31 protein-coding genes are annotated in these 25,390 nt (G+C 68.1%); 16 read left to right on the forward strand and 15 right to left on the reverse strand.

All coding sequences use genetic code 11. The features are described 5' to 3' along the window. Nucleotides 1–8: 8 nt before the first annotated feature. Nucleotides 9–1,028, forward strand: coding sequence for a DNA polymerase III subunit delta (gene holA / locus ACTZQ5_RS06715; RefSeq protein ID WP_443584387.1), 1,020 nt, complete (start codon nucleotides 9–11; stop codon nucleotides 1,026–1,028). A gap of 122 nt (nucleotides 1,029–1,150) precedes the next feature. On the opposite strand, the gene ACTZQ5_RS06720 is transcribed toward holA, so the two are convergent. From ACTZQ5_RS06720 to ACTZQ5_RS06750, 7 genes are read right to left on the reverse strand one after another with little or no spacing between them, the layout of a single operon-like run. After that, nucleotides 1,151–1,894 carry a dienelactone hydrolase family protein gene (locus ACTZQ5_RS06720; RefSeq protein ID WP_443584388.1) on the reverse strand — a complete coding sequence of 248 codons (744 nt, stop codon included), beginning with the start codon at nucleotides 1,892–1,894 and terminating at the stop codon, nucleotides 1,151–1,153. Beyond that, nucleotides 1,894–2,793: a ParB/RepB/Spo0J family partition protein gene (locus tag ACTZQ5_RS06725; protein WP_443584389.1), complete on the reverse strand. Its 900-nt coding sequence runs from the start codon at nucleotides 2,791–2,793 to the stop codon at nucleotides 1,894–1,896. The genes ACTZQ5_RS06720 and ACTZQ5_RS06725 overlap by 1 nt, the downstream gene beginning before the upstream one ends. Beyond that, a complete protein-coding gene (locus ACTZQ5_RS06730; RefSeq protein WP_443584390.1) occupies nucleotides 2,790–3,572 on the reverse strand; it encodes a ParA family protein in 783 nt (260 codons plus the stop codon). The genes ACTZQ5_RS06725 and ACTZQ5_RS06730 overlap by 4 nt, the downstream gene beginning before the upstream one ends. A 5-nt stretch (nucleotides 3,573–3,577) precedes the next feature. Then, nucleotides 3,578–4,186, reverse strand: coding sequence for a 16S rRNA (guanine(527)-N(7))-methyltransferase RsmG (rsmG, locus tag ACTZQ5_RS06735; RefSeq protein ID WP_443584391.1), 609 nt, complete (start codon nucleotides 4,184–4,186; stop codon nucleotides 3,578–3,580). Further along, a complete protein-coding gene (mnmG, locus tag ACTZQ5_RS06740; protein ID WP_443584392.1) occupies nucleotides 4,183–6,012 on the reverse strand; it encodes a tRNA uridine-5-carboxymethylaminomethyl(34) synthesis enzyme MnmG in 1,830 nt (609 codons plus the stop codon). The genes rsmG and mnmG overlap by 4 nt, the downstream gene beginning before the upstream one ends. 55 nt (nucleotides 6,013–6,067) lie before the next feature. Then, a complete protein-coding gene (gene mnmE, locus ACTZQ5_RS06745; protein WP_443584393.1) occupies nucleotides 6,068–7,336 on the reverse strand; it encodes a tRNA uridine-5-carboxymethylaminomethyl(34) synthesis GTPase MnmE in 1,269 nt (422 codons plus the stop codon). Beyond that, nucleotides 7,336–7,581: a DUF6489 family protein gene (locus ACTZQ5_RS06750; protein WP_443584394.1), complete on the reverse strand. Its 246-nt coding sequence runs from the start codon at nucleotides 7,579–7,581 to the stop codon at nucleotides 7,336–7,338. The genes mnmE and ACTZQ5_RS06750 overlap by 1 nt, the downstream gene beginning before the upstream one ends. Nucleotides 7,582–7,653: 72 nt before the next feature. On the opposite strand from ACTZQ5_RS06750, the gene ACTZQ5_RS06755 reads away from it, so the two are divergent. After that, the gene (locus ACTZQ5_RS06755; RefSeq protein WP_443584395.1) at nucleotides 7,654–8,376 is read left to right on the forward strand and encodes a dienelactone hydrolase family protein; all 723 of its coding nucleotides are present in this window, start codon (nucleotides 7,654–7,656) and stop codon (nucleotides 8,374–8,376) included. Between the two features lie 33 nt (nucleotides 8,377–8,409). Here the strand turns inward: ACTZQ5_RS06755 and ACTZQ5_RS06760 are convergent, their stop codons facing one another. The 4 genes from ACTZQ5_RS06760 to hemE form a co-directional block, all read right to left on the reverse strand. Then, nucleotides 8,410–9,114: a TerC family protein gene (locus tag ACTZQ5_RS06760; RefSeq protein WP_443584517.1), complete on the reverse strand. Its 705-nt coding sequence runs from the start codon at nucleotides 9,112–9,114 to the stop codon at nucleotides 8,410–8,412. 266 nt (nucleotides 9,115–9,380) lie between these two features. Then, nucleotides 9,381–10,637 carry a transcription termination factor Rho gene (rho, locus tag ACTZQ5_RS06765; RefSeq protein WP_443584396.1) on the reverse strand — a complete coding sequence of 419 codons (1,257 nt, stop codon included), beginning with the start codon at nucleotides 10,635–10,637 and terminating at the stop codon, nucleotides 9,381–9,383. A gap of 191 nt (nucleotides 10,638–10,828) precedes the next feature. Further along, complete coding sequence (locus tag ACTZQ5_RS06770) at nucleotides 10,829–11,275, reverse strand: CopD family protein (protein WP_443584518.1); 447 nt, start codon at nucleotides 11,273–11,275, stop codon at nucleotides 10,829–10,831. Then, nucleotides 11,275–12,309 carry a uroporphyrinogen decarboxylase gene (hemE, locus tag ACTZQ5_RS06775; protein ID WP_443584397.1) on the reverse strand — a complete coding sequence of 345 codons (1,035 nt, stop codon included), beginning with the start codon at nucleotides 12,307–12,309 and terminating at the stop codon, nucleotides 11,275–11,277. Before hemE ends, ACTZQ5_RS06770 begins: the two co-directional genes overlap by 1 nt. Nucleotides 12,310–12,757: 448 nt before the next feature. Here hemE and ACTZQ5_RS06780 point away from each other — a divergent pair, with 448 nt between their 5' ends. The 11 genes from ACTZQ5_RS06780 to ACTZQ5_RS06830 all read left to right on the forward strand — a co-directional run bounded on the left by ACTZQ5_RS06780 (nucleotide 12,758) and on the right by ACTZQ5_RS06830 (nucleotide 19,727). Next, entirely contained in the window at nucleotides 12,758–13,567 is an 810-nt protein-coding gene (locus ACTZQ5_RS06780) for a pyruvate, water dikinase regulatory protein (protein WP_443584398.1), read from the forward strand. 114 nt (nucleotides 13,568–13,681) lie between these two features. Further along, entirely contained in the window at nucleotides 13,682–14,296 is a 615-nt protein-coding gene (locus ACTZQ5_RS06785; protein WP_443584399.1) for a Maf family protein, read from the forward strand. Beyond that, a complete protein-coding gene (locus ACTZQ5_RS06790; RefSeq protein WP_443584400.1) occupies nucleotides 14,293–15,108 on the forward strand; it encodes a shikimate dehydrogenase family protein in 816 nt (271 codons plus the stop codon). Before ACTZQ5_RS06785 ends, ACTZQ5_RS06790 begins: the two co-directional genes overlap by 4 nt. After that, nucleotides 15,105–15,698: a dephospho-CoA kinase gene (gene coaE / locus ACTZQ5_RS06795; protein ID WP_443584401.1), complete on the forward strand. Its 594-nt coding sequence runs from the start codon at nucleotides 15,105–15,107 to the stop codon at nucleotides 15,696–15,698. The genes ACTZQ5_RS06790 and coaE overlap by 4 nt, the downstream gene beginning before the upstream one ends. A 7-nt stretch (nucleotides 15,699–15,705) precedes the next feature. Then, complete coding sequence (gene dnaQ, locus ACTZQ5_RS06800; RefSeq protein WP_443584402.1) at nucleotides 15,706–16,398, forward strand: DNA polymerase III subunit epsilon; 693 nt, start codon at nucleotides 15,706–15,708, stop codon at nucleotides 16,396–16,398. A gap of 50 nt (nucleotides 16,399–16,448) precedes the next feature. Then, nucleotides 16,449–17,054, forward strand: a complete 606-nt coding sequence (gene hpf / locus ACTZQ5_RS06805; RefSeq protein ID WP_443584403.1) for a ribosome hibernation-promoting factor, HPF/YfiA family — start codon at nucleotides 16,449–16,451, stop codon at nucleotides 17,052–17,054. Between the two features lie 64 nt (nucleotides 17,055–17,118). Beyond that, nucleotides 17,119–17,583, forward strand: a complete 465-nt coding sequence (locus ACTZQ5_RS06810) for a PTS sugar transporter subunit IIA (RefSeq protein WP_443584404.1) — start codon at nucleotides 17,119–17,121, stop codon at nucleotides 17,581–17,583. Further along, nucleotides 17,573–18,031 (forward strand): PaaI family thioesterase, encoded by a 459-nt coding sequence (locus ACTZQ5_RS06815; protein ID WP_443584405.1) that lies wholly within the window; start codon nucleotides 17,573–17,575, stop codon nucleotides 18,029–18,031. Before ACTZQ5_RS06810 ends, ACTZQ5_RS06815 begins: the two co-directional genes overlap by 11 nt. Beyond that, entirely contained in the window at nucleotides 18,028–18,354 is a 327-nt protein-coding gene (locus ACTZQ5_RS06820; RefSeq protein ID WP_443584406.1) for a DUF1491 family protein, read from the forward strand. Before ACTZQ5_RS06815 ends, ACTZQ5_RS06820 begins: the two co-directional genes overlap by 4 nt. A gap of 154 nt (nucleotides 18,355–18,508) precedes the next feature. Then, nucleotides 18,509–19,171 (forward strand): cell wall hydrolase, encoded by a 663-nt coding sequence (locus tag ACTZQ5_RS06825; protein ID WP_443584407.1) that lies wholly within the window; start codon nucleotides 18,509–18,511, stop codon nucleotides 19,169–19,171. Nucleotides 19,172–19,235: 64 nt separating this feature from the next. Further along, on the forward strand, nucleotides 19,236–19,727 hold the full coding sequence (locus ACTZQ5_RS06830; RefSeq protein ID WP_443584408.1) for an MmcB family DNA repair protein: 492 nt from the start codon (nucleotides 19,236–19,238) through the stop codon (nucleotides 19,725–19,727). A 118-nt stretch (nucleotides 19,728–19,845) separates the two neighbouring features. Here ACTZQ5_RS06830 and ribA read toward each other — a convergent pair whose 3' ends face one another. Both ribA and ACTZQ5_RS06840 read right to left on the reverse strand, forming a co-directional pair. Beyond that, a complete protein-coding gene (gene ribA / locus ACTZQ5_RS06835) occupies nucleotides 19,846–20,919 on the reverse strand; it encodes a GTP cyclohydrolase II (protein ID WP_443584409.1) in 1,074 nt (357 codons plus the stop codon). Further along, a complete protein-coding gene (locus ACTZQ5_RS06840; RefSeq protein ID WP_443584410.1) occupies nucleotides 20,916–21,698 on the reverse strand; it encodes an exodeoxyribonuclease III in 783 nt (260 codons plus the stop codon). The genes ribA and ACTZQ5_RS06840 overlap by 4 nt, the downstream gene beginning before the upstream one ends. 134 nt (nucleotides 21,699–21,832) lie before the next feature. Here ACTZQ5_RS06840 and ACTZQ5_RS06845 point away from each other — a divergent pair, with 134 nt between their 5' ends. The 3 genes from ACTZQ5_RS06845 to ACTZQ5_RS06855 are packed head-to-tail and all read left to right on the forward strand — an operon-like array spanning nucleotide 21,833 to nucleotide 23,510. Further along, nucleotides 21,833–22,726, forward strand: coding sequence for a tetratricopeptide repeat protein (locus ACTZQ5_RS06845; RefSeq protein WP_443584519.1), 894 nt, complete (start codon nucleotides 21,833–21,835; stop codon nucleotides 22,724–22,726). Then, nucleotides 22,723–23,346: an LON peptidase substrate-binding domain-containing protein gene (locus tag ACTZQ5_RS06850; protein ID WP_443584411.1), complete on the forward strand. Its 624-nt coding sequence runs from the start codon at nucleotides 22,723–22,725 to the stop codon at nucleotides 23,344–23,346. Before ACTZQ5_RS06845 ends, ACTZQ5_RS06850 begins: the two co-directional genes overlap by 4 nt. Continuing rightward, nucleotides 23,343–23,510 (forward strand): Trm112 family protein, encoded by a 168-nt coding sequence (locus ACTZQ5_RS06855; protein WP_443584412.1) that lies wholly within the window; start codon nucleotides 23,343–23,345, stop codon nucleotides 23,508–23,510. Before ACTZQ5_RS06850 ends, ACTZQ5_RS06855 begins: the two co-directional genes overlap by 4 nt. A 13-nt stretch (nucleotides 23,511–23,523) precedes the next feature. On the opposite strand, the gene ACTZQ5_RS06860 is transcribed toward ACTZQ5_RS06855, so the two are convergent. Continuing rightward, nucleotides 23,524–24,081, reverse strand: coding sequence for an MAPEG family protein (locus ACTZQ5_RS06860; RefSeq protein WP_443584413.1), 558 nt, complete (start codon nucleotides 24,079–24,081; stop codon nucleotides 23,524–23,526). Next, nucleotides 24,078–25,292, reverse strand: coding sequence for a UbiH/UbiF/VisC/COQ6 family ubiquinone biosynthesis hydroxylase (locus tag ACTZQ5_RS06865; protein WP_443584414.1), 1,215 nt, complete (start codon nucleotides 25,290–25,292; stop codon nucleotides 24,078–24,080). Before ACTZQ5_RS06865 ends, ACTZQ5_RS06860 begins: the two co-directional genes overlap by 4 nt. Nucleotides 25,293–25,390: the final 98 nt, after the last annotated feature.

Genomic DNA, 25,390 nt, shown 5'->3' on the forward strand with positions numbered 1-25,390 from the left:
ACGCGGCCATGAAAGCCAATGCGCGCGACATCCGCTCCGCGCTGGAACGCCCGTCGCCCGATATCCGGCTGTACCTGCTGCATGGGCCGGATGGTTCGGCCACCGCGGAACTCGCCGCCCTGCTCGCCAGGGCGATGGGGCCGGACGCCGAACGCATCGACCTGGACGGTGCGACGCTGCGCTCCGATCCGGCGCGGCTGGCGGACGAGGCGGCCTCGCTGTCGCTGTTCGGCGGCGCACGGCATATCCGCGTGTCGCCGGCGGGCGAAGAGTGCCTCGACGCCTTTACCGCGTTGCTCGAGGCCGACCATGCCGGCAATCCCGTCGTGGCGCTGGCGCCGACGGTCAAATCCACCGCCAAGATCGTCAAGCTGGCGATCGAGTCCCGCTGCGCCATGGCGTTCGCCGCCTATGAGCCCAGCGCTGCCGATCTGGAGCGGCTGGCCGCCACGATGGCGCGCGACCAGGGCTTGCGTCCCGCGGGAGCCGTTGCGGCGCGTCTCGCGTCTGCTTGCGGCGGCGACCGCGCGGTGCTGGCCCGCGAGATCGAGAAGCTGGCGCTGTTCCTCGATGCCGCCCCGGATCGCCCGCACGATCTCGACGAAGCGGCGCTGGACGCGATCGGTGCCGATCTGGGCGAGGCGGAGATGACGCAGGTCGTCGATGCCGTGATTGGTGGCCATACCGCGGCCTTGGGCGCCGAACTCGCGCGCCTGGACGAAGCGGGGACGTCACCGATCCCCTGGTTACGCCTGCTCGCGCGCCGGCTGATGACGCTCGCCGAGATGAAGGCGGAGATCGATGCAGGCGCCACGCAGGACAGCGTGTTCAAGCGGCACCGCATCTTCTTTCGTGAAGAGGCGGCGACCGGCCAGGCGCTGCGCCGCTGGAACGCCGCCATGCTGTCCGCCGCGCTGCTGCGCGTGCGTCAGGCGGAACGGGCGATCATGGCCAGCGGCAATGCCGGCAGCGTGCTCGCCGATCATGCCCTCACCGAACTCACCCGCGGCGTCGAACGGCGCGGGTAGGCGTCGCCTTCACCGGCACGCACCGTTCGCCCTGAGCGTGTCGAAGGGCATGAGTCTCACCTGTGCTTCGACAGGCTCAGCACGAACGGTTTTCGGTCACTTCACCGGCCTCTAATCCGCCGTCAGCGCAAGACACGATCGAACAATGCCAGCGCCCATCCCGTCGCCGCGACGAACAGGGCGGGATCGTATCGCGGTCCTTCATCGCGCAGGAAGGCATGCTGGGCATTCACCTCATGCCAGCCATAAGTGGCGCCGACCGCTTCCAGCCGGGCGCGGATCGCCTCCCGCCCGGTGAAGGGAACATGCGGGTCCTGTCGTCCCCATACGAACAGCGTTTCGGCACGTAATTCGGCCATCCGGACGAGGCTGTCGTCGCGCCGGCCTTCGCCCAAGGTGCCGGAATGGATATCGGTCGGGTAGAAGAGCGCCGCCGCACTCACCCGCGGGTCCAGCGCCGCGCGATAGGCCAGATGCCCGCCCAGGCATACGCCGATCGTCCCCAACCTGCCGTTGCACGCAGGGTGCGCCTCCAGCGCGTCGAGCGCGCGGCGCGCATCGGCATCGAAGGCTGCCACCGGCTTGGCGAACTTCAGCGCATTGCCGCGATCGGTGCCGGCGGCATCGTAACGCAGCACCGTCCCCGGCGCCTCATGCTCGTGATAGACCTCCGGCACCGCGACGACATAGCCATGGCCGGCGAAGAACGCCGCTAGCCGGCGGATCGGATCGGTGACCTGGTAGATTTCCGAAAACAGCAACAGGCCGGGAAACCGCCCCTCCCCCGCCGGGCGGAACCAGTGCGTGCGCATCACGCCACCGTCGGCGACGGGCAGATCGTCATGTTCGTGCGACAGCAGAATCATCAGATCGTATCGCCGGTCAGCCGCTGGCAGACCATGTCGAGTTGATCGAGCGTCGAATAGGTCAGCGTCAGCGTGCCGCCCTTCTCGCTATGCGCGATCCGCACGTTGAGGCCGAGCAGGTCGGACAATTGCCGTTCCAGCGCGGCGATATCGGCATCGGGCGTCGTCAGGGCCGCCCGTTCGCGTGAACCGCCCGCCCGCTCGGGCTTGGCGCCCTTGGCCAGCTTTTCCGTCTCGCGAACGGACAGTCCCCGCGCCACGACCTGCTCCGCCAGCGCTTCGACATCGCGGGCGCCCAGCAAGGCGCGGGCATGCCCCATCGATAGCGAACCATCGGTCACGCGGTCCTGCACGGCCGCAGGAAGTTCTAGCAATCGCAATAGGTTAGCGACATGGCTGCGCGACTTGTGGACGATCTTGGCCAATGCCTCCTGCGTATGGCCGTATTCGCCGGCGAGCCGCTGATACGCCTGCGCCTCTTCGATCGCGTTGAGATCCTGCCGCTGGATATTCTCGATCAGCGCGATCTCGAGCGTCTGCGCGTCGTCGAAGTCGCGGACGACGACCGGCACTTCATGCAGGCGCGCGCGCTGCGCCGCCCGCCAGCGCCGCTCGCCGGCGACGATCTGATAATCGTGCCCGTGCGGCCGAACGACGATCGGCTGGATCAGCCCGCGCGCGCCGATCGACGCCGCCAGTTCGTCGAGCAGCGCGTCGTCGAAGTGACGGCGGGGCTGATCCGGATGCGGCGACAATGCACTGACCGGCAGCATGCGCACGCCGGTCGGCACGGCGGTGTTGGCGCCGGGGGTCACCGGCGCCTCGGCGGCCATCTCGCCGAGCAGGGCGCTCAGCCCGCGGCCCAGTCCGGCCGGGCGGCGCTTCGCCGCGTCGCTCATGCCGCCACCGCCGCGGCGTGCGGCAGCCGCGCGATCAGTTCGCGGGCAAGGTCGATATAGGCCTGTGACCCCGAGCAGCGATGGTCGTAGATCAACGCTGGCAACCCATGGCTCGGCGCTTCGGACAGGCGGACGTTACGCGGGATCACCGTGTCGAACACCACCCGGCCGAGCACCGCGCGCACATCGGCGGCGACCTGATCGGTCAGGCGGTTGCGGCGATCGTACATGGTCAGCGCCACGCCCAGGATCGCGAGCCCCGGATTGAACCGCTCGCGGATGCGCTCCACCGTCGTGAGCAGCTGCGACAGGCCCTCCAGCGCGAAGAACTCGCATTGCAGCGGCACCAGCAACTTGTCCGCCGCGACCATCGCGTTGATCGTCAGCAGGCCGAGCGACGGCGGACAATCGATCAGCACGATGTCCCAGCGGCCATGCGACCGCCGCAGCGCGCGATCGAGCCGATGCGTGCGATGTTCGAACTCGACCAGCTCGATCTCCGCTCCCGACAGATCCTGCGTCGCCGGAACCAGGTCGAGCCGGGGTACGCGCGTGGTGATGACCGCGTCAGCAATCTCCGCTTCGCCGACCAGCACATGATAGCTGGACCGTCCACGCTGAGCATGGCCGATGCCTAACCCGGTGGAGGCGTTACCCTGTGGGTCCAGGTCGATCAGCAGCACCGTCTTGCCGGTGGCCGACAGAGCCGTGGCGAGATTGATCGCGCTCGTCGTCTTGCCGACGCCGCCCTTCTGGTTGGCCACAGCAATCACGGTCATCGCGCTTATCCTCTCTTGCGATCGACGATCAGGATCGATGATCCGGGATCGGTCAGGCTATGTTCCACGTGAAACACTCTGCGGCGGTCACGCTGCAATGCGGCAAGTGCATCGTCGTCGATCCGCCCTCGCGGCAAAATCCAGCGCGTGTTCGGTTTGGCGCAATGGTCCGCCGCTTGCAAAAGCTTTTCGACGGACGCCACCGCGCGCGCTGAAATAATGTCGAATACGCTTTCGACAGCTTCCACCTTGCTCGAGACGATGAAGGCATTGTCGAGGTGCAGCCGCTCTGCACAATCCTGCAGGAAGGCCGCACGGCGTTTCCGCGGCTCTACCATCGTAACACTGCCGTCGAACAGGATGGCGACGACAATGCCGGGAAACCCGCCGCCCGTGCCGATATCGAGCCATGACGCGGCGGATTGTTTCACGTGAAACATCAGCTGCGCGGAATCCAATGCATGACGGTCCCAGATGCTCGGTACAGTGGAAGGTGCGATCAGGTTCTGACGCTCATTCTCTCCCGCCACCAAAGCCAAAAAGGCCGCAACCTTCTCCGCCTTATCCTCGCCGAACCGATCGGCAATGACCGTCCGGGCCTCGTCTTCAGTCATGCCGCCGCTCGTTGTGCATACAGGTAGATCGCCGACAACGCCGCTGGCGTAACGCCGCGGACGCGGGCCGCAGCGCCGAGCGACACCGGCCGCGCGAGGCTTAGCCGATCGATCATCTCGTTCGATAATCCGGGAATCGCACGATAATCCAGATCCTGCGGCAACGTTGCCGCCTCTTCCCGCTTCATGCGCGCGATCTCGTCCGCCTGCCGTTCGAGGTACGGAGCATAACGGGCATCCTCCACCACTTCATCAACGACACTCTGCGATCCGTCGAGTCCCGGCGCGACGATATCAACCGAAGCCCCCGGCATCCGCAGCCATTCGTACGCGGTCCGTCGACTGCCATCCTGTGCGACCTGCGCACCGCGCGCTGCGAGTTGCGACGCCGTCCACTCGTGCTGCAATGCAGCGTGAACGGATCGGCGTTGTTCGCTGCGGCGCAACTGGTGCTCCCGCCGCTCCGTCGTCAGGCAATCGAGATCCTGGGCGATCGGCCCGAGCCGGGTTTCCGCATTGTCGGCGCGCAGCGACAACCGGTACTCGGCGCGCGCGGTCAACATGCGGTAGGGTTCGGTAACCCCTTGCAGGACCAGATCGTCGATCATCACCCCCAGGTAGCTGGTCGATCGATCCAACACGCACGGCGACAGATCGCAGGCCACCGCGGCGGCGTTGAGCCCGGCGACAAGGCCTTGCCCCGCCGCTTCCTCATAGCCCGTTGTCCCGTTCAACTGCCCGGCGCAGAACACACCGGGGATCGCCGCCAACGCCAGTGTAGCGTCCAGCGCACGCGGATCGAGATAGTCATATTCCACCGCATAACCCGGCATCGTGATTCGGGCGCGCTCCAGCCCGGCGATGCTCCGCACCATCGCCTCCTGCACGTCGGTCGGCAATGATGTGGACAATCCGTTCGGGTAGACAGTCGGGTCGTCCAATCCCTCGGGCTCCAGAAACACCTGATGCCCGTCCCGATCCCCGAAACGGTGCACCTTGTCCTCGATCGAAGGGCAATAGCGCGGCCCCTGCCCCTCGATATCGCCACCGAACAGCGGCGATCGATCAAGCCCGGATCGGATCGCGTCATGCGTCGCCATGTTCGTACGCGTCACCGCACAGGCGACTTGTGGCAGCCGCCGCGTCGGGCTCATCGGGGACATGGTCCAAGGCTCGCGATCGGACGGCTGCTCATCCAGCCGCGCCCAGTCGATCGTGCGGCCATCGATTCGCGGCGGCGTGCCCGTCTTCAAGCGTTGCAGCGGCAGCCCAAGCGCCCGCAGTTGCAGCGCCAATGCGCGGGCCGGACGCTCGCCGATCCGTCCGCCCTCATGCCGCTCGTCTCCCCGGAACATCCGGCCGCCGAGGAACGTCCCCGTCGCCAGCACCACCGTATGCCCCGCGATACGGCTACCGTCACCCAGCACGACACCATCGACCCGCCCGTTGCGCAGGCTGAGGGCATCGACATCGCCCTCGCCGATGGTGAGATGAGGCAGATCGGCCAGCATCCGCTGGATCGCCGCAGCGTAGAGTCGTCGGTCCGCCTGCACCCGCGGCCCCTGCACCGCCGCACCCTTGCTACGGTTGAGCATGCGGTAATGGATCGCCGCCGCGTCCGCGGCGCGTGCGATCAATCCGTCGAAGGCGTCGACCTCCCGCACGATATGCCCCTTGCCCAACCCGCCGATCGCAGGGTTGCAGGACATCGCGCCGATCTGCCGGCGGTCATGGCTGATGAGAAGGGTGGTGGCCCCGCGCCTTGCCGCAGCGGCTGCCGCTTCGGTGCCGGCATGGCCGCCACCCACGACGATCACGTCATACATGCCGCTTCGCCTAGGTCAGCGCGGCGTCCGGGTCAAAACTGTTCCACGTGGAACATCACTTTCCGATGCAGAACCGTCCGAAAAGCGCATCCAGCATCGTCTCGGTCGCGTCCAAACCCAGGATGCTTCCCAGCACGCGCTGCGCCACCCGCAATTGCTCGGCGATGATGAGCAGGTCGTCCTCCGCCGGTGCGAGCGCGTCACCCGCGGCACGGCATGCCGCCCGCTCGCTATCCCGCAGCGCCAGCATATCGCTACGCGGCATCAGCAATTCGGCACGCCCGGCGATCATCGTCCACAGCTGCTGAACACTCGCTGTATCACTCTGCGCCACCGTCACGTCGGCCAGCGGCACGTCTTCCCGCCCGGGCTGATCGGCTCGCGCCTTTACCCAGAGCGCATCCGGCCGCGGCGGCTGGTCGTCGCCTAGCCACAACAGGATATCGGCGCGACCGATCGCCGCCTCGGCGCGCTCCACCCCGATCCGTTCGATCGGATCGTCACTCGCTGTCAGGCCTGCGGTATCGGTCACCTGATAGACGATGCCATCGCGCACCACCGTCGCTTCGATCCGATCGCGGGTCGTCCCCGCGATGGCCGAAACGATCGCGACATCGCGCTGGCTCAGCAGATTGATGAGCGTCGATTTGCCGCTGTTCGGCGGCCCGGCCAGCACCACCTGCACGCCGTCCCGCAGCCGCTCGACCGGCGGATTGGCCAGCACCGCCTGCAGCTCGGCCACCAGCGCATTCTTGCCGTCAACGATCGGAGCGATGTCATCCGCCCCCACATCGTCTTCATCGGCGAAGTCGAGCTGCGCTTCGGTCAGCGCCGCCAGCATCGCCAGACGATCCAGCCAGCCGCGGATCTGCTGACTGACGATCCCCTCGGCCGCCGACAGAGCGGCGACCCGCTGCCGCTCGGTATCGGCGGACAACAGGTCGGCTAGGCCTGCCGCCTCGGCGAGGTCGATCCGGCCGTTGCCCAGCGCCCGCCGGGTGAACTCTCCCCCTGTCGCCGCGCGCAATCCGGGAATGGCCGCCAGCGCCGCCAGCACTGCCGCGATCACCGCACGACCACCATGGCAATGCAGCTCCGCCAGATCTTCTCCGGTCGCCGTGTGGGGGCCGGGAAAGACCAGCACCAGCGCACGATCGAGCACCGCGCCGGACGCATCGCGAAGCACCCTCACCCGCGCGCTACGCGGCGCCGGCAGCGTTCCCGCCAGGCGCTCCACCGCCGCCAGCGCCAATGGACCGCTCACCCGGATCACGCCGATCCCGGCCGGTGCCGCGCCGCTCGACAGCGCAAAGATCGTCGCCATCAGCCGCCCGACTTGCCGCCCGCGCTGGTCGCCTGCTCGAACATCTGCCGCCACATGGCGAAGCCCGCCTCGCTCATCGGCGCCCAGCTCTTCATCATGTTTTCGAGCAGCTCGGGGCGGACCTGACCGTTCATCGCTTCCAGCAGCGATCCGACGTACCGCTCGTGCAGCGGCGTCAGGTCGGGCAGGCCCATCGCGCGTCGTGCCTCTTCCGGCGTCAGATCCACGTCTACCGTCACCTTCATCGTATCGCCCCTTGAAGCAGCCCTCTTGGCCATTGCATAGCCGAGGCCGCCCCCACGCGCGAGAGGACCCCTATGAGCAAGACTATCCAGATCGGGACGCTGGACGACCGCGGCCAGTTCGACGTCTATGTCGCCGAGCCGAGCGGTACGCCCCGCGCCGCCGTCGTCGTCATCCAGGAGATTTTCGGCGTGAACGCCGGCATCCGCAGCAAGGCGGACGCCCTTGCCGAAGCCGGCTATCTCGCGCTGGCGCCCGATCTGTTCTGGCAGATCGCACCGGGCGTCGAGCTCGATCCCGACGTTCCCGATCAGATGCAGCAGGCCCTGAGCTTGATGGGCAAGTTCAACCAGGATGCCGGCATCCGCGATATCGAAGCGACGATCCGCACCGCCCGCACCCTGCTGAACGATGCACAGGATGCCAGCGGCATCGCGGCCAAGGTCGGCGTGGTCGGCTATTGCCTGGGCGGCCGCCTCGCCTTCATGACCGCGACGCGCACCGACGTGGATGCCGCGGTCGGCTATTACGGCGTCGGCATCGACGGCCTGCTTGGCGAAAAGCACGCCATCGCCCATCCGGTGCTGCTCCACATCCCGCAGGAGGATCATTTCGTCGACCATGATGCGCAGGCACGCATGCATGCCGGGCTCGACGATCATCCCAAGGTCACGCTCTATGACTATCCGGGCGAGGATCACGGCTTCGCCGCAGCGATGGGCCAGCGCCGCTCCGAAGCCGCCGCCCGCCAGGCGGACGAGCGCACCGCCGCCTTCTTCGCCGAGCATCTCGGCTGATACGAAAAGGGGGGCTCTGCGGCCCCCCTTCTCTTATCCGAACAGCGTCATGACCCCGACATTGGGGTCGACCACCCCTTCGTAGATCATCTTGCCGGCGACATAGAGGATCACCAGCAGGCCGATGTAGGCGATCCAGCGATAGCGCTCGATATACTTGGCGATGATGTTGGCGGCGATGCCCATCAGCGCCACCGACAGCAGCAGCCCGATGATGAGGATGCCGGGATGCTCGCGCGCCGCACCGGCGACGGCCAGCACGTTGTCGAGGCTCATCGACACGTCGGCAACCGCGACCGCCCAGGCCGCCGCGGCGAAGCTCTTGGCAGGCTTCAGCCCCGATGTTTCGTCGCCTGCCACTTCCGGCGATCCAGCATTGTGCTCCTGGCGCAGTTCGCGCCACATCTTCCACGCGACCCACAGCAGCAGGATACCGCCGGCGAAGATCAGCCCGATCACGCCGAGCAGCCAGCTTACCGCCAGCGCGAAGATGATCCGCAGCACCAGCGCGGCGAGGATACCGATCAGGATCACCTTCTTGCGCTGGTCGATCGGCAGGCCCGCGGCGAGCGCACCGACGACGATCGCATTGTCGCCGGCCAGCACCACGTCGATCATCAGCACCTGCACGAACGCCGACAAGGCCGAGGGCGAGCCGAGGTTCGAGAAATCATTGACGATATGCTGCCAGATCTCGGCCGGCGATCCCGGCCCGCTGGCGGCGGCCGCGCTCAGCATGGCGATGATGGACACGTATGACACTCCCGGTTGATGCCTCGAGTGCATAACGCAGCAGCGCGCGAAAGCCATGGCTTGCACGCGCTGCGAGGATTGTAAGGTTTTGTTGCTGATCCCCCCCCGTTCGTGCTGAGCCTGTCCGCAGCACGTTTGGGGGAGCGGGCCGGACGCGGGCAAAGCCCGCGTCGTCGGACGGGTTGCCTTGCGGCACCCGCCGGCCGCGCTGGCGCGAGTCAGCCGGACGTCGCCGGCTGCCGCACTGCGCACTACTGATTCATGCTGTCGAAGAAATCCTCGTTGGTCTTCGAATTCTTCATCTTGTCGAGCAGGAACTCCATCGCGTCGATCGTGCCCATCTGCATCAGGATGCGGCGCAGGACCCACTGCTTGCTGAGCTTGTCCTTGTCGACCAGCAGTTCTTCCTTGCGGGTGCCCGACTTGCCCACGTCCAGCGCCGGGAAGACCCGCTTGTCGGCGACCTTGCGGTCGAGGACGATTTCGGAATTGCCGGTGCCCTTGAACTCTTCGAAGATCACCTCGTCCATGCGGCTGCCCGTATCGATCAGCGCGGTGGCGATGATCGACAGCGAACCGCCCTCCTCGATGTTGCGCGCCGCACCGAAGAAGCGCTTGGGCCGTTGCAGCGCGTTGGCGTCGACACCGCCGGTCAGCACCTTGCCCGAGGACGGGACGACCGTGTTGTAGGCGCGGCCGAGGCGGGTGATGCTGTCGAGCAGGATCACCACATCCTTCTTGTGCTCGACCAGGCGCTTGGCCTTTTCGATAACCATTTCAGCAACTTGCACGTGACGCTGCGCCGGTTCGTCGAAGGTCGAGGACACCACCTCGCCCTTCACGCTGCGCTGCATGTCGGTGACTTCCTCGGGCCGCTCGTCGATGAGGAGGACGAGCAGGAACACCTCGGGATGGTTGTCGGTGATCGCTTTGGCGATGTTCTGCAACATCACCGTCTTGCCGACGCGCGGCGGCGCGACGATCAGCGTGCGCTGGCCCTTGCCCTGTGGCGAGACGATGTCGATGACGCGCGCCGACTTGTCCTTCTGCGTCGGATCGGCGGGATCGAGCGTCAGCTTCGATTCCGGATACAGCGGCGTCAGATTGTCGAAGTTGACGCGGTGACGCACCGCATCCGGATCGTCGAAATTGACGCTGGTAAGCTTGGTCAGCGCGAAATAGCGCTCGCCGTCCTTGGGCGCGCGGATCTCACCCTCGACGGTGTCGCCGGTACGCAGCCCGTGCTTTCGCACCTGATTGGGCGAGATGTAGATGTCGTCCGGCCCGGCGAGATAATTTGCCTCCGGGCTGCGCAGGAAGCCGAAGCCGTCCTGCAGGACCTCGATCGTGCCGAGGCCCATGATCTGGTCGCCGTTCTCGGCCTGCACCTTCAGGATCGCGAACAGCAGATCCTGCTTGCGCAACGTCGAGGCGCCCTCGACCCCCAGCTCTTCGGCCATGCTGACCAGCTCGGCAGGGGTCTTTTTCTTCAAGTCTTTGAGATGCATGGAATAATCCGAATGCGGAAGTCGGGGGGAGATAGCTTGGGTCGGCGAAGGAACCGCAGCGACGAAAAGCCGATAGGAGGAACGCGGAGTCACCGGACGGCGGCTCTACGCGCGATGAGGAGGTAAGAGCGGCGGCAGGGTTCGTCAAGCGGATTGCCGCCCGCCCTGCCATCTCGACCCGGAACGACGTCTCAGAACGGCTTCACGAACGCCAGCACGACGATGACGATCGCCATCAGCGCCGGCACCTCGTTGACCATGCGCAGCGTCCGGCCGGTCAGCCGCATCTCGCCGCGCGCCAGCCGCCTGGCATAGCCGACCGCCCAGCCGTGATAGCCCGACAGCAGCAGCACGAAGAGCAATTTGGCATGCAGCCATCCTTCGCCCCAATGCTGGCCGATCGTCGCCAGCGTCAGGCCCAGCACCCACACCGCGACCATCGCCGGGGTCAGGATGATGCGGCGCAGCTTCGTCTCGCGCAGGGTCCACAGCGCCGCTTCTTCCGCGCGCCCGGCAGCCAGGGCCTCCTGGTGATAGACCAGGTAGCGCGGCAGCATGAACATGCCCGCCATCCAGAAGATCACGACGATCACATGCGCCGCGACGATCCACAGGTACGCGCCCGCCAGCCAGTCCATCATAGCCCCCGCACCCGCGCCAGCAGCCGCTCGACATGGGCGACCGGCGTGTGCTGGCCGATGCCGTGCCCCAGGTTGAACACATGCGGACGATCCGGAAACGCTGCGAGCACCCGGTCGATGCCGGCGTCGAGTTCCGCCCCACCGGCAAGCAGCGCCAGCGGATCGAGGTTGCCCTGCACCGACATGCCCTGCGGCAGCACCGCATCCGCCCAGGCCGGGTCGACCGTCTCGTCGAGGCCGATCGCATCCACCCCCGTCTCGCGGGCGTAGGCAGGCAGCTTGCCGCCCGCACCCTTGGGGAAGCCGATGATGCAGGCATCGGGACAGCGCGCGCGCAGCCCCGCGACGATCGCGGCATTGGGCGCGATCACCCAGCGTTCGAACTGCGCCGGCGACAGCGATCCTGCCCAGCTGTCGAACAGCTGGACTGCCTCCACCCCGGCCGCGATCTGCCGCGCCAGATAGTCGATCGTCATGGCGACGATCGCATCGATGATCGCCTGGAACGCGCCCGGATCGGCATAGGCGACGCTGCGCGTCTCGCCCTGGTCCTTCGACCCCTGCCCCGCCACCATATAGGTTGCAACCGTCCAGGGAGAGCCGGCAAAGCCCAGGAAGGTGATCTGGGGCGGCAGGGCGGCGGCCACCCGCTCGCAGGTCGCATAGACCGGCTCCAGCCGCTCCGGCACCCGTTGCAGCGCCGCCAGCGCGTGATCCACCAGCGGTGGCGCCAGCCGCGGCCCCTCCCCCGGTCCGAACGTCAGGTCCTGCCCCAGCGCCCAGGGCACCATCAGGATGTCGGAGAACAGGATCGCCCCGTCGAAGCCGAAGCGGCGGATCGGTTGCAGCGTCACCTCCGCCGCCGCGTCCGGGTCGGTGGCGAGCGCCAGGAAGCCGCCCTTCTCCGCCCGCAGCGCGCGATACTCCGGCAGGTAGCGTCCCGCCTGACGCATCAGCCAGATCGGCGGCACGGACGGCTTGGCACCCCGCAGGACGGCGAGCAGCGGCTTGTTCCCGGGGGCGGTATTCACAGGGTCGGGCAGGGCCTTCTTCCTATATAAGAAGATTCTAGAAAAGGATGATGCAGTGGTTGGCACGTGGAACGCGGGATAAAGCGTTTCATGCCCTAATCACCCACAGGTTGACCGGCAAGAAGCCGCGATTCCGTGTCGATTCGGCGATCCGCATGCCCGGTATCCACAGGCTGTGGATAAATCCATTCCCTGTGGGCGCGGCTGTGGATGGAATGCGGGTTGTCCACGCCGCGCCGGTCGCTTGGCGAGGGTGCCGAGTTGCCCTATCCCTTGTCCCCATGTTGTCCACATTTCGGCCCCGGCGCTTCATGAAGATCGTGCGGAAGAGCACGATCTTGCCACGGTACCGGCCCGCTCCCCCTCCCGGCCGCCCATCAGGATACCGTGTGGGTGGCCGGGAGGGGGAGCGGGCCGGTACCGTCCCACGCGCGAAGGCGCGTGGCCGATGATGCGCCTGCACCTCCACCTCCTGTCGGATTCGACCGGCGAGACGCTGGAGAACATCGCCAAGGCCGCACTCGCCCAATATGACGACGTCGAGACCGTGCGCCATTTCTGGCCGATGGTGCGCACCGAGGCGCACCTCGAACGCATCCTTCAGGAGATCGCGCAGAACCCCGGCCTCGTCGTCTTCACGCTCGTCAACGTCGCGACGCGCCGTATCCTCGAACAGCGCTGCCTCGCCCTGGGGCTGCCGGCGGTGGCGCCGCTCGACCCGGTGAACGATGCGCTGTCGGGGCTGCTCGGCCAGCAGGCCAAGGCGCGGCCCGGCCGCCAGCACGCGCTCGACGCCGCCTATTTCGCGCGCGTCGATGCCATCCAGTGGACGATCGCGCACGACGACGGCATCGCGCACGAGGATTGGGAAGAGGCCGATATCGTCCTCGCCGGCGTGTCGCGCTCGTCGAAGACGCCGACCTCGATCTATCTCGCCAACCGCGGGTGGAAGACGGCGAATATTCCGATCGTCGTCGAGAGTCCGCCGCCGCGCATCCTGTTCGCGTTGCAGCGGCCGCTGGTCGTCGGCCTCACCACCAGTGCCGATCGGCTGATCCAGATCCGCCGCAACCGCCTGCTCTCGCTCAACCAGATGCCCGACACCGCCTATGTCGAGGAGGAAGCGGTGACGCGCGAGATCGCCTATGCCCGCCGCATGTTCGCCGACAATGGCTGGCCGGTGATCGACGTCACCCGCCGCTCGATCGAGGAAACCGCCGCAGCGATCATAGCGCTGGCGAACCAGCGCAAGGTGTGATGTGTCACGCCCCTTTCGTCATTCCGGCGAACGCCGGGACCCATGGATGCGGGCGGCTGATGGTTCGCGCTTCGTCCGGATGCGTCGTAACCATGGATCCCGGCGTTCGCCGGAATGACGGATAAAGGTGTGATCGTGAGCAAGCTCCTTCTCGCCTCGCAAAGCGCCTCGCGCCGCGCCATGCTGAGCGCGGCCGGCGTGCCTTTCGACGCCACCGCCGCCGGCGTCGACGAGGATGCCGCCAAGGCGTCGCTTGCCGGATCGAAACCCCGCGACCTCGCCGATGCGCTCGCCGAGCTGAAGGCGGTGAAGGTCAGCCTGCGCCACCCCGACCGTCTGGTGCTCGGCAGCGACAGCGTCGTCGCGCTCGCCGACGGCACCTTGCTCGACAAGCCCGAGAGCCGCGAAGAGGCCGCCGAACATCTCGCCCGCATGTCCGGCACCCGCCACGAACTGTGGAGCGCCGCGGTGATCGCGGAAGGCGGCCGCCCGGTCTGGCGGCATGTCGAGGTCGCCCGGATGCACGTCCGCCCGCTCTCCCCCGCCTTTATCGATGCCTATCTCGACGGGGAATGGCCGGCCATCGCCGGCTGCGTCGGCTGCTACCGGATCGAGGGGCCGGGCGCGCAGCTGTTCACCCGGATCGAGGGCAGCCAGTTCACCGTGCTCGGCCTGCCGCTGCTCAACGTCCTCGATTATCTCAGAACCCGCGGAGTCCTGCCGGCATGAACCGACCCTATGCTGAAGTGATCGGTGATCCGATCGCGCAGTCCAAATCGCCGATCATCCACGGCTTCTGGCTCGAAGCGCTCGGCCTCGACGCCGAATATCGCAAGACCCTGGTCACCGCCGACGACCTGCCGCGCTTCTTCGCCGAGCGGCGCGAGGATCCCGACTGGCGCGGCTGCAACATCACCATGCCGCACAAGCTCGCCGCGCTCGACCATGTCGAGGATCGCGGCGACGTGCGCAGCGGCATCGGCGCGATCAACACCGTGTTCCGGGCAGAGGACGGCACACCCGTCGGCACCAACACCGATGCCGGCGGCTTCTACGCCCCGCTCGCCGGTTTCGACCTGACCGGCAAACCGGTGACAGTCGTCGGCGCCGGTGGTGCCGCCCGCGCGATCCTGTTCGCGCTCGCCCGCATGAACGTCGGCCCGGTGACGTTGCTCAACCGCAACGTGCTGAAGGCAGGCGTGCTGCTGTCGTCGTTCGGCCTCAGGGGGCAGGCGCTGCCGCTCGCCAGCCCGCTTGCCCCCGATACCGCGCTGCTGGTCAACGCCAGCACGCTCGGCATGGCCGGGCAGCCGCCGCTCGACCTCGATATTGACGGCCTGGGCGAAGAGGCGATCGTCTACGACATCGTCTATGCCCCGCTGGAGACGCCGCTGCTCGCCGCCGCGCGCGCGCGCGGGCTGGAGACGGTGGATGGCCTGGAGATGCTGATCGGCCAGGCGGCGCTCGCCTTCGAACTGTTCTTCGGGGCGGAGCCGCCGCGCGATGGCGACGATGCGTTGCGCGACCTGCTGACGGCATGACGATCCTGGGCCTCACCGGCTCGATCGGCATGGGCAAATCCACCGTCGCCGCGATGTTCGCGGCCGAAGGCGTGCCGGTGTTCGATGCCGATGCCGCCGTGCATCGGTTGCAGGGGCCGGGCGGTGCGCTGATCGCAGCGATCGAGGCGGCCTTCCCCGGCACCACAGGGCCGGCGGGGGTAGACCGCCCTGCCCTCGCCGCGGCGGTGCTGGGCGATGATGCGGCGATGAAGCGGCTGGAGGCCATCGTCCACCCCGCCGTCGCCGCGGAGCGGGCCGCCTTCCTCGCCGACCATGCCGATGCACCGCTGATCGTGTTCGATATCCCGCTGCTGTTCGAAACCGGCGGCGACGCGGCAGTGGATCGCGTCGCGGTCGTCTCCGCCGCGCCCGACGTGCAGCGCGCCCGCACGCTCGCCCGCCCCGGTATGACGCCCGCCAAGTTCGACGCGATCCTCGCCCGCCAGCTGCCCGACGCGACAAAGCGCGCGCGCGCGCATGTCGTCATCGCCACCGACGTGCCGTTCGACAGCACGCGCGAGGCGGTCCGCCGCGTCATCGCTTGCATGGCGGCGCGCCCGGGCGGATAGAAGGATCATGCGCGAGATCGTCTTCGACACCGAAACCACCGGCCTCAGTTTCGCCGGCGGCGACCGGCTCGTGGAGATCGGCTGCGTCGAGATGGTCAACCGCGTCGAAACCGGCCGCACCTTCCACGCTTATTACCATCCCGAACGGGGCATGCCGGCCGAGGCGCAGGCGGTGCACGGCATCACCGAGGCGTTTCTCAGCGACAAGCCTAAATTCGCCGACGCGGTGCACGACCTGGTCGACTTCCTCGGCGATGCGCCGCTGGTCGCGCACAATGCCGGCTTCGACTTTTCCTTCCTGAACGGCGAGTTGCAGAAGTGCGGCCGGCCGATCGTCCATGTCGGGCGGATGGTCGATACGCTGCAGATCGCGCGCAGCCGCCATCCCGGCGCCAAGCACACGCTGGATGCGCTCTGTTCGCGCTTCGGCGTCGACCGGTCGCACCGCGTGCTGCACGGCGCGTTGCTCGACGCGCAGCTGCTCGCGCAGGTCTATGTCGAGCTGATGGGCGGTCGCCAGATCGGCCTGGGCCTGGTCAGCGACGTGGCGGCGGTGGAGAGCGTGCAGGTCGCGGTGCGCAAGCCGGTGACGGTGCGCCCGCCGCGGACGTTCCGCGCCTCGGCGACGGAACTTGCAGCCCACGCCGCATTTGTTGCCAAGTTACAGGATCCGCTTTGGGGGGTCGAGGCGTTCGAATAACGCCAACCGGGTACAGGCCAACAGGCCGGCCCACATTGATGGAGAAGACGATGGATATCCGGATTTCTGGTCACCAGGTCGCAACCGGCGACGCGCTCAAGGATCATGCGAGCGACCGGCTTCAGGGTATCGCCACCAAATATTTCGCCCGTGCCATTTCGTCGGAGGTGACGTTCAGCAAGGGGCCGCACGACGTCGGCTTCCGCTGCGACATCGTCGTCCACGTGATGAAGGGGCTGGTGCTGAAGGGCAGCCACCAGGCGCAGGATGCCCATCCCGCCTTCGACGGGGCGGCCGGCAAGATCGAGACGCAGCTGCGCCGCTACATGCGCCGCCTCAAGGATCGCCACGCCAGCGAAGCGGTCGCGATGCAGGAGGACATGGGCTACGACAATGCCGGCTATACCCTGTTCCAGGAAGCGGTGGCCGAAGAGGATGCCGGCGATGCGCCGCTCATCATCGCCGAGACGCGCGTCGACATTCCCGATGCCAGCGTGTCGGACGCGGTGATGATGCTCGACCTGCGCAACACCGCGGCGCTGCTGTTCCGCAACGCCGGCACCGGCACCTACAACATGGTCTATCGCCGCGGCGACGGCACGATCGGCTGGGTCGAGCCGCAGCGGGTCGAGGCAACCCAGCCCGCCGCCGGCTGACCTTCCTATCCCCCGCCGGACCGGCTAGGGCCGGCGGGGTTCCTCCCCTTCCCCAGAAAGCGTCATGCAAGACTTCAGCGACCTGCTGCGTCCGGAGGCCGTCTACAAGGACGTTGCCGTCGCCCATAAGAAGGGCCTGTTCGCGCAGCTCGCCACCGCGGCGGATGCGCTCGGCCTCGACGGGCGGCTGACCGCCGAGCGGCTGGTCGCGCGCGAGAAGATCGGCTCGACCGGCTTCGGCGGCGGCGTCGCCATCCCGCATGCCCGCCTGCCCGATCTGCCGGCGGTGACCGGCGTCTTCATGCGCCTTGCCCAGCCGATCGAATTCGATGCGGTCGACGATCTGCCGGTCGACCTCGTCTTCATGCTGGTGTCGCCGGTGGAGGCGGGGGCGGAGCATCTGAAGGCGCTCGCCCGCGTCTCGCGGCGGCTGCGCGATCGCACCTTCCTCGGCAAGCTGCGCGGGGCGGGTTCGCCCGATGCGCTCTACGCCTTGTTCACCGCCGACGCGGCGCGCGATGCCGCCTGAGGATGCGGGCGCCACGGCGCATTACCGGGCGCTGGAGTCGCTCTATGCCGCGGCGCCGATCAACCGCCTGTTCGAATCGCGGCTGGAGATCGTCGAGGCCGGCGTCGCGCGCATCCATTTCCGTATCGACGAACGCCATTACCACGCCGCCGGCGCGGCGCACGGCACCGGCTATTTCAAGATGCTCGATGACGCCGCCTTCTATGCGGCGAACAGCCTCGTCACCGATCGCTTCCTGCTCACCACCGCCTTCAACCTGCTGCTGACCCGTCCGCTGAAGGCGGGGCCGGTGGTGGCGGAGGGGCGCTGGATCAGTGGCCGGCGCCGCGTCTACGTCGCCGATGCGCGGCTGATCGACGCCGACGGCGAGGAAGCGGCGCGGGGCACCGGCACCTTCATGCGCTCGCAGATTCCGCTGTCCGGCCTGCCCGGCTATCGCATCCCGTGACGCAGCGCCTGCCGACGCAGCTCGTCGTCGGCGCGCTGGTGCGCCGGGTCAACGACGCGGGCGGCATTGCCATGATCCGGGCCAGGGGTGACCCCCATAGTGGCGGCATCCTGCTGCTGGTCGACGATCGTTCAGGTCCGGTACGGGTGCTGGAACGCACGATCGGCCTGGATGGGACTGTGAGTCTGACCGATTCGGTCCCGTCCGATGGGGCCGAGGCCTATTGGCAGCGGCGGCGGTCGCGCGATCCCGATCTGTGGGTCGTCGATCTGGACGGCGCGGAAGCCCAACGCTTCGCCGCTGAAACGATCCTGGCCGATTGACGCATCGCGCGCGGCATGGCGATGCCACAGCCATGTTGAAAACGCGTTGTGCTGCGCCGGGGTGCGATCCGGGCCGGTGACGCAGTCGGGGGGACACCCGGACGATCCGGCCTGGCCGGTTTGCCCGTGATCCAACCGCATGTCGAATACGTTGATGACGATCATGCAGCGTGCCGCGATCATCGCGGCGATGACCCTCTCGCTGGCCGGCCTCGCCGGTGCTGCCTCTGCCGAAACGCCCGATCGCACCGCGATCCCCGCGCCGGCTTCTGCGGTTCAAGTCATCAACACCGTTGCCCCCATCGCGGTTCCCGCCCCCCGCGCCGCCCCGGCGCTGCAGATGGTGCAGAGCCTGCCCGTTTCCCGCCCCGCCGCCCTTCCGGCCGTCACCGAAGACGATGGCGATTACGACAGCCTCGCCGAAGCCGTCGCGGCGCAGCAGAGCGCCGAGATCGACGAGGCGCAACGCTGCCTCGCCGGTGCGATCTATTTCGAATCCAAGGGCGAACCGCTCGCCGGCCAGCTCGCCGTCGCCAACGTCATCATCAACCGCTCGAAATCGGGCCGCTTCCCTGCCGACGTGTGCTCGGTGGTGAAGCAGCGTGGCCAGTTCAGCTTCGTGCGGGGCGGTGAAATCCCGTCGATCGACGAAGGCCGCACCGCCTGGCGCACCGCCCTCGCCGTCGCCAAGGTCGCGATGGCCGCCGCCTGGGAAAGCCCCGCCCCCAAGGCACTGTTCTTCAACACGCCGGATCGCCGCCCCGGCCGCAATCTCACCCGCATCGCGATGATCGGCCACCACGTCTTCTATCGCTGATTGCCGCCCCAGCATTATCCATGGGTGCTTGCCCCGTTCGCTGAATGTTCCTAAAGCGGCGGTCATGCTCGACATGGCCCCGGCTTCCTGCCTCGACGGCGGCGATCCCGCGATCTGCGCTGCCGATGTGGCGCGCGGCGTCACCCGGATGCTGCTGCGCCACGACCTCACCACCATCCCCGAAGTCCCGCTGGAGGGCGGCCGCCGCGCCGACCTGATGGCGGTGGATGCCCGCGGCCAGCTGGTGATCGTCGAGATCAAGGTGTCGCGCGCCGACCTGATGGGGGATGGCAAATGGCCCGATTACCTCGGCCATTGCGATCGCTATTATTGGGCGGTGCCGGCCGGCTTCGACCTCGCGCCGCTCGACGGCAGCGCCTTCCTGCCGGAGCGGACCGGCGTGATCGTCGCCGACCGCTACGATGCGGCGATCGTGCGCGAGGCGCATACCGTGCCGCTGCCCGCGCACGTCCGCAAACGCTGCACCCTCGCCTTCGCTAGGCGGGCGGCCCGGCGGCTGACCGGACTGATCGATCCCGACGCCTTCGTGGAGTGATCGGGGAGCATCCCGCGCTCACCCTCACCCTTCCGCGGCTGCGCCGCTCCTTCCCTCTCCCGTCGGGAGAGGGGAAAGACGCCGAAGGCGGCGAAGGGTGAGGGGGGGCGCGTCCTGCCTACAATTGATGCCCTGTCCGGTCGCGTTTGGTCGCCAGATAGCGCGCATTGTGCGGGTTGGGCGGCAGCGCATGCGGCACCCGCTCGATCACCGCGATTCCCGCCGCCTCCAGCCCGGCGACCTTGGCGGGATTGTTGGTCAGCAGCCGCACCGACCGCTGGCCGATCAGCTCCAGCATCCGCGCCGCCACGCCGAAATCGCGCGCATCCACCGCAAAACCCAGCCGCGTGTTGGCATCGACCGTGTCGAACCCCTGATCCTGCAGCGCATAGGCGCGCAGTTTGTTGACCAGGCCGATCCCCCGCCCCTCCTGCCGCAGGTAGAGCAGGATGCCCCAGCCATACGCACGGATCGCCGTGATCGCGCTACGCAGCTGCGGCCCGCAGTCGCACTTCAGGCTGCCGAGCACATCGCCGGTCAGGCATTCGCTGTGCAGCCGCACCAGCGGCGGCGCGCCATTGGGCTGGCCGATCAGCAGCGCGACATGCTCGTCGCTCGAATCGGGCGCGCGAAAGGCGACGATCTCCGCATCCTCGGCGCCATCGACCGGCAGCCGCGCCCGCGTCGCCAGCCGCAGCGCGCGCGCGTCCTGATGCGCCTCGATCGCCCGTGGCGCGATCGTCACCTCGGGATCGCGCCCGTCGATGACGAAGGCGGGCAGCAGCCCGGCGATTCGCGCCAGCCGGATTGAGGCGAGGCTCGCGACCGGCCGGTCGACCGCCATGGTGCGGAACGGACCTTTCAACGGCGTCGCGAGGTCGAATTGCGGGTCGGCAAGCGCCACCGCGGTGGAAAAGTCGAGCCAGGGTGCCGGCTCGATCACCACCGGCGTATCGGGATCGGCGGCGGCGAGCTGGTTGGTCAGCTTCAGCGTCGCCGCCCGCCCGCTGGAGATCAGCAGCGGAAAGCCGCCATCGGCCGCGAACGCCGCGACACCATTGGGGTCGGCGGTTTCCACCGCGAGCAGGGGCAGGGGGGCTTCGCCGTCGGCATGGATCGCGATCGGCCAGCCGCGGCGCAGCGCGTCGATCGCCCGTGCCACGTCGCGCGCGGTGTCGGACGGGCGGTTCAAAAGGCGAACTCGGTCATGATCGGCACATGGTCCGACGGCTTCAGCCAGCTGCGGCAATCCTCGAACACGCTGTGGCTCACCGCCGCCGCGGCGACGTCGCCCGTCGCCCACATATGGTCGAGCCGCCGGCCGCGATCGTTCCTGGTCCAGTCGGGCGAGCGATAGCTCCACCAGGTATGCAGCCGCGCCGGCGCCGGGTGGAAATGCCGGCCCAGGTCGACCCAGTCGTTCGACGCCTTCAACCGGTCGAGCGCCTCGACCTCGATCGGCGTATGGCTGACCACCTTCAACAGCGCCTTGTGGCTCCACACGTCGCTCGGCAGCGGCGCGATGTTGAAATCGCCGGTCAGGATGGTCGGGCCATCGAGGTCCCTGGACCAGGCGGTCATCCGCTCGACGAAATCCAGCTTCTGCCCGAACTTCGGATTGACCGCGCGATCGGGCACGTCGCCGCCGGCCGGTACGTAGACATTCTCCAGCCGCACGCCGTTCGGCAGCCGCACGCCGACATGCCGCGCCTCGCGATTGGCTTGCCAGTCGAACCGATCGTCCTCGGCGATCGGCACCCGGCTGAGGATCGCGACGCCATGATGCATGCGCTGGCCGTGGATGACGATATGGTCGTAGCCCAGCGCGCGGAACGTATCGAACGGGAAGTCGGCGTCGATCACCTTGGTTTCCTGCAGGCACAGGATGTCGGGTTCGGCCTCGCGCAGGAACTGCTCGACGATGGCGATCCGGAAGCGGACCGAATTGATGTTCCACGAGACGATCTTCACGCGCCGCCATGTAGCGAGGGGAGGGAGCCGCCGCCAGACGTACCGGGCTTTTGGCAAAACCCTTGGCGTCGCGCGCATCCTGCCCCACATGGGCGACAACGCATACGAAGGAGCAGCTTTTGGCCACGTTAGGAATGTCGCCAGCCGAGAAGCAGGCGGTCGAGGCTTTCCGCCGCGACGTCGTCGAACCGTCGATGACCTCCCTCGTCATCATCGATTTCTGGGCGGAATGGTGCGGGCCGTGCAAGGCGCTGGCGCCGGTGCTGGAAAAGGTCGCCGCGGCCTATGCCGACAAGGGCGTCGTGCTGGCCAAGGTCGATACCGACAAGAATCAGTTCATCGCCGCGCAATTCCAGATCAAGTCGATCCCGACCGTCTATGCGATGTTCCAGGGCCAGCTGGTCGCCGACCTGACCAATGCCCGCACCGAATCGCAGCTGCGCACCATCCTCGACCAATTGCTGAAACAGCTGCCGATCCAGTCGGCGGATGCCGATGCGGCGGCGGAGATCGAGCCGCTGATCGCGATGGGCGAGGACGTGCTGGCGGAGGGGGATGCGGCGCGCGCGCTGTCGATCTTCGACCAGTTGTTCGAGATGGCGCCGGATCATCCCGCCGTCCTCTCCGGCCGCATCCGCGCCCTCGTCGCCGCGGGCCAGACCGAAGAGGCGCAGGCGGCGATCGACGCCTTGCCCGCCGACCTCAAGGATGCCGGTATCGAGCGCGCCAAGGCGACGCTCGCACTGGCGCAAAGCGCGCAGCCGGTGGAGGATTTCGCGGGGCTGGAGGCGGAGGTCACCAACAACCCCGACGACCACGAACGCCGCTTCGCGCTCGCCAACGCGCAGATGGCGGCGGGCAACCGCGATGCGGCGGCGGACAACCTGCTCTACATCGTCGCCGCCGACCGCGAATGGAACGAAGGCGCGGCGCGCTCGCAGCTGCTCAAGCTGTTCGAGGTCGTCGGGCTGGAGGATCCCTGGGTTTCCGCGCAGCGCCGGCGACTCTCCGCGATCCTGTTCGGATGACGAACCCGACGCGCCTGTCGATCTTTCCCTTGCCCGGGGCCTTGCTGTTCCCGGGCATGCACCTGCCGCTGCACATCTTCGAGCCGCGCTATCGGGCGATGGTGAGCGATGCGATGGTGCGCGACCGGCGCATCGGCATGATCCAGCCGATGGGAATGGCGGGCGGCGGCGATCGCCCGGCGCTCTACGACATCGGCTGCGTCGGCAGGATCGCCGAGGTCGAGGCGCTGGACGACGGCCGCTACAATCTGGTGCTGGAGGGCGTGGCGCTGTTCCGGGTGCTGCGCGAACTCGACGTAACGACCCCGTTCCGCCAGGTCGAGGCGGCATTGCTGCCGGTGCCGGAGGACGAAACGCTGTCGCTCGGCCGGCGATCGTCGCTGGAACTGGAATCGCGCCGCTTCGCCGATACGCAGGGCTATGCGGTGGATTGGGAGGCGGTCGGCCGGCTCGACGATGAAAGCCTGGTCAATGGCATCGCCCAGATCGCGCCGTTCGATGCCGCCGCGAAGCAGGCGCTGCTCGAGGCACCGGATATCGAGACGCGCGCCGAACTCATCATCCAGCTGATGCAATTCTTCGGCCGCCACGACGGCGAGGACAAGGTGACGCTACAATGAGCATCGACCCCTGGCTGCTCGAACGGCTGGTCTGCCCTGTGACCCGGCAGCCGTTGCGCTACGACGAAGCCGCGCAGGAACTGGTGTCGGAGGCCGCGGGCCTCGCCTATCCGATCCGCGACGGGGTGCCGGTGATGCTGGCGGACGACGCGCGGCGCCTCTGACGCAGAGCCGCCGTCAACCGACCAGCGCCAGCGCCGCCATCAGCAGCGCAGCGACGCTGGGGTAGAAGGTCAGCGCGAAGCCCAACGCACGCGCCTCCGCGCCGTCGCGATAGCCGGTCCAGAACAGCAGCCGCCCGGCCGAGAAGCACGCCGCGAACAGCGCCACCGGCACCCGTGCATGGTCGCTGACCAGGGTCAGCGCGCCATAGGCCAGCAGCGCGAGCAGCGCCTGTTCCGCGGTGTTGCGCAGCACCGCATTGGCCGCATCCACCCGCGGATCGATGCCGTTGCCGCCGTCGATCGCGTTCGTCGAGCCATAGCGCCGCCGCGCCACGTCGCCGATCGCCGCTGCGACCCACAGGCCCAGCGTCAGCGCCGCGATCCCCAGCGTGAACAGCCGCGCATCCAGCGTCGCGGCATAGCTGCGCGCATAGCCGATGATCGCCGCCGCCAGCGTCAGCCCCAACCCGATCCCGATCCCGCGCGCCACCCCGCGCTGCGCCCTGCTCATCGGCGTAGCGGGAGCAGGGGCGGAGGCCGGGGCGGGAGGCGAGGGGGCCGGCTCGCTCACACCAGCAATCCCTGCAGCAGCTTGGGCAGCGCGCCGCTTTCGCCGCGCGCCTCCGCCATGAAGCGGTTCTTGAGCGGCGGCAGCTTGTCGACCGCGCTGATCCCGAAGCGGCGCACCGCACTCGCCGTCTTGCCGGGGATGCCGAACAGCCGGGTCAGCGTATCGGTGGCGGCGGCGACCATCAGCGTGTCGAGCCCGCGCCAGCGCTGGTAGCGTTCGAGCAGCGCGGGATCGCCGAGGTCGAGCCCCAGCCTCTTGCCCTCCACCAGCACCTCGGCCAGCGTCGCCACGTCGCGCAGGCCCAGGTTGAGCCCCTGGCCCGCGATCGGATGGATACCATGCGCGGCATCGCCGACCAGCGCCAGCCGCTCCGCGGTGATCCGCGCCGCATGGTGGAAGCCCAGCGGATAGCTCGCGCGCGGGGAGGGGGCGGAGAGTTCGCCCAGAAACCCGCCCATGCGCTTGCTCGCTTCGGCCAGGAAGGCCCGATCGCCCAGCTTCATCATCGCCGGCCCGTCCGCCCCCCTCACCGACCAGACGATCGCAGACCGGTGGCCGATCTCGTCGTCTGGCAGCGGCAGCAGCGCGAACGGGCCGGAGTGATAGAAGATCTCGAACGCGATATCCTCATGGCTGTGTTCGTGGTGGAAGGCGCCGACGATCGCCGCGTGATCGTATTGCCAGCGCGCCACCGGGATGCCCGCCGCCTCGCGCGTCGGCGAATGGCGCCCCTCCGCCGCGACCAGCAGGGCTGCGGTCACGGTTGCGCCCGAATCGAGCGTCGCGGTGACGCCGGCCGGGCCACGCACCACCTGCGTCGCGCGCGTCTGCATGCGCAGGTCGACATGGGTCGCCGCGCTCGCCGCCTCGAACAGCGCGCGCCGCAGCAGCTTGTTCTCGTACATGGTGCCCAGCGGATCGTCGCGTTCGCCGGGGCGGAAATCGAGCTTGCCGGGGGCAAGACCGTCGCTCACCCGGATATGCCGGATCGCGCAGCCCTGGCCCGCCAGCCGCGCACCGACGCCGATCGCATCGAGCATCCGCCCGCTTGCGCTGGCGATCGCGGAGGCGCGCCCGTCGAAACCGGGGGCGAGCATCACCGCCGGGTCGGCGGGATCGACGACGATGCTGCCGACCCCATGCGCATCGAGCGCGAGCGCCAGCGTCGCGCCGACCAGGCCGCCGCCGAGGATGATGACGTCTGTGTCCATGCCTTCCCCCTACAGGCCGCGGTGGCCCGTGCCAACGCCGATCCATCGCAGCCGTCTTGACGGAACGCCGCCGCGGCCCGATGATTCCGGCGATTTTT

It is taken from the genome of Sphingomonas cellulosilytica (assembly GCF_052321755.1).
Classification (GTDB): domain Bacteria; phylum Pseudomonadota; class Alphaproteobacteria; order Sphingomonadales; family Sphingomonadaceae; genus Sphingomonas.

Coding starts and splice junctions, on each gene's coding strand:
- holA (WP_443584387.1), top strand. CDS start 9: ATGAAAGCCAATGCGCGCGACATCCGCTCCGCGCTGGAACGCCCGTCG.
- ACTZQ5_RS06720 (WP_443584388.1), bottom strand. CDS start 1,894: ATGATTCTGCTGTCGCACGAACATGACGATCTGCCCGTCGCCGACGGT.
- ACTZQ5_RS06725 (WP_443584389.1), bottom strand. CDS start 2,793: ATGAGCGACGCGGCGAAGCGCCGCCCGGCCGGACTGGGCCGCGGGCTG.
- ACTZQ5_RS06730 (WP_443584390.1), bottom strand. CDS start 3,572: ATGACCGTGATTGCTGTGGCCAACCAGAAGGGCGGCGTCGGCAAGACG.
- rsmG (WP_443584391.1), bottom strand. CDS start 4,186: ATGACTGAAGACGAGGCCCGGACGGTCATTGCCGATCGGTTCGGCGAG.
- mnmG (WP_443584392.1), bottom strand. CDS start 6,012: ATGTATGACGTGATCGTCGTGGGTGGCGGCCATGCCGGCACCGAAGCG.
- mnmE (WP_443584393.1), bottom strand. CDS start 7,336: ATGGCGACGATCTTTGCGCTGTCGAGCGGCGCGGCACCGGCCGGGATC.
- ACTZQ5_RS06750 (WP_443584394.1), bottom strand. CDS start 7,581: ATGAAGGTGACGGTAGACGTGGATCTGACGCCGGAAGAGGCACGACGC.
- ACTZQ5_RS06755 (WP_443584395.1), top strand. CDS start 7,654: ATGAGCAAGACTATCCAGATCGGGACGCTGGACGACCGCGGCCAGTTC.
- ACTZQ5_RS06760 (WP_443584517.1), bottom strand. CDS start 9,114: ATGCTGAGCGCGGCCGCCGCCAGCGGGCCGGGATCGCCGGCCGAGATC.
- rho (WP_443584396.1), bottom strand. CDS start 10,637: ATGCATCTCAAAGACTTGAAGAAAAAGACCCCTGCCGAGCTGGTCAGC.
- ACTZQ5_RS06770 (WP_443584518.1), bottom strand. CDS start 11,275: ATGGACTGGCTGGCGGGCGCGTACCTGTGGATCGTCGCGGCGCATGTG.
- ACTZQ5_RS06780 (WP_443584398.1), top strand. CDS start 12,758: ATGATGCGCCTGCACCTCCACCTCCTGTCGGATTCGACCGGCGAGACG.
- ACTZQ5_RS06785 (WP_443584399.1), top strand. CDS start 13,682: ATGACGGATAAAGGTGTGATCGTGAGCAAGCTCCTTCTCGCCTCGCAA.
- ACTZQ5_RS06790 (WP_443584400.1), top strand. CDS start 14,293: ATGAACCGACCCTATGCTGAAGTGATCGGTGATCCGATCGCGCAGTCC.
- coaE (WP_443584401.1), top strand. CDS start 15,105: ATGACGATCCTGGGCCTCACCGGCTCGATCGGCATGGGCAAATCCACC.
- dnaQ (WP_443584402.1), top strand. CDS start 15,706: ATGCGCGAGATCGTCTTCGACACCGAAACCACCGGCCTCAGTTTCGCC.
- hpf (WP_443584403.1), top strand. CDS start 16,449: ATGGATATCCGGATTTCTGGTCACCAGGTCGCAACCGGCGACGCGCTC.
- ACTZQ5_RS06810 (WP_443584404.1), top strand. CDS start 17,119: ATGCAAGACTTCAGCGACCTGCTGCGTCCGGAGGCCGTCTACAAGGAC.
- ACTZQ5_RS06815 (WP_443584405.1), top strand. CDS start 17,573: ATGCCGCCTGAGGATGCGGGCGCCACGGCGCATTACCGGGCGCTGGAG.
- ACTZQ5_RS06825 (WP_443584407.1), top strand. CDS start 18,509: ATGACGATCATGCAGCGTGCCGCGATCATCGCGGCGATGACCCTCTCG.
- ACTZQ5_RS06830 (WP_443584408.1), top strand. CDS start 19,236: ATGCTCGACATGGCCCCGGCTTCCTGCCTCGACGGCGGCGATCCCGCG.
- ACTZQ5_RS06845 (WP_443584519.1), top strand. CDS start 21,833: ATGTCGCCAGCCGAGAAGCAGGCGGTCGAGGCTTTCCGCCGCGACGTC.
- ACTZQ5_RS06850 (WP_443584411.1), top strand. CDS start 22,723: ATGACGAACCCGACGCGCCTGTCGATCTTTCCCTTGCCCGGGGCCTTG.
- ACTZQ5_RS06855 (WP_443584412.1), top strand. CDS start 23,343: ATGAGCATCGACCCCTGGCTGCTCGAACGGCTGGTCTGCCCTGTGACC.
- ACTZQ5_RS06865 (WP_443584414.1), bottom strand. CDS start 25,292: ATGGACACAGACGTCATCATCCTCGGCGGCGGCCTGGTCGGCGCGACG.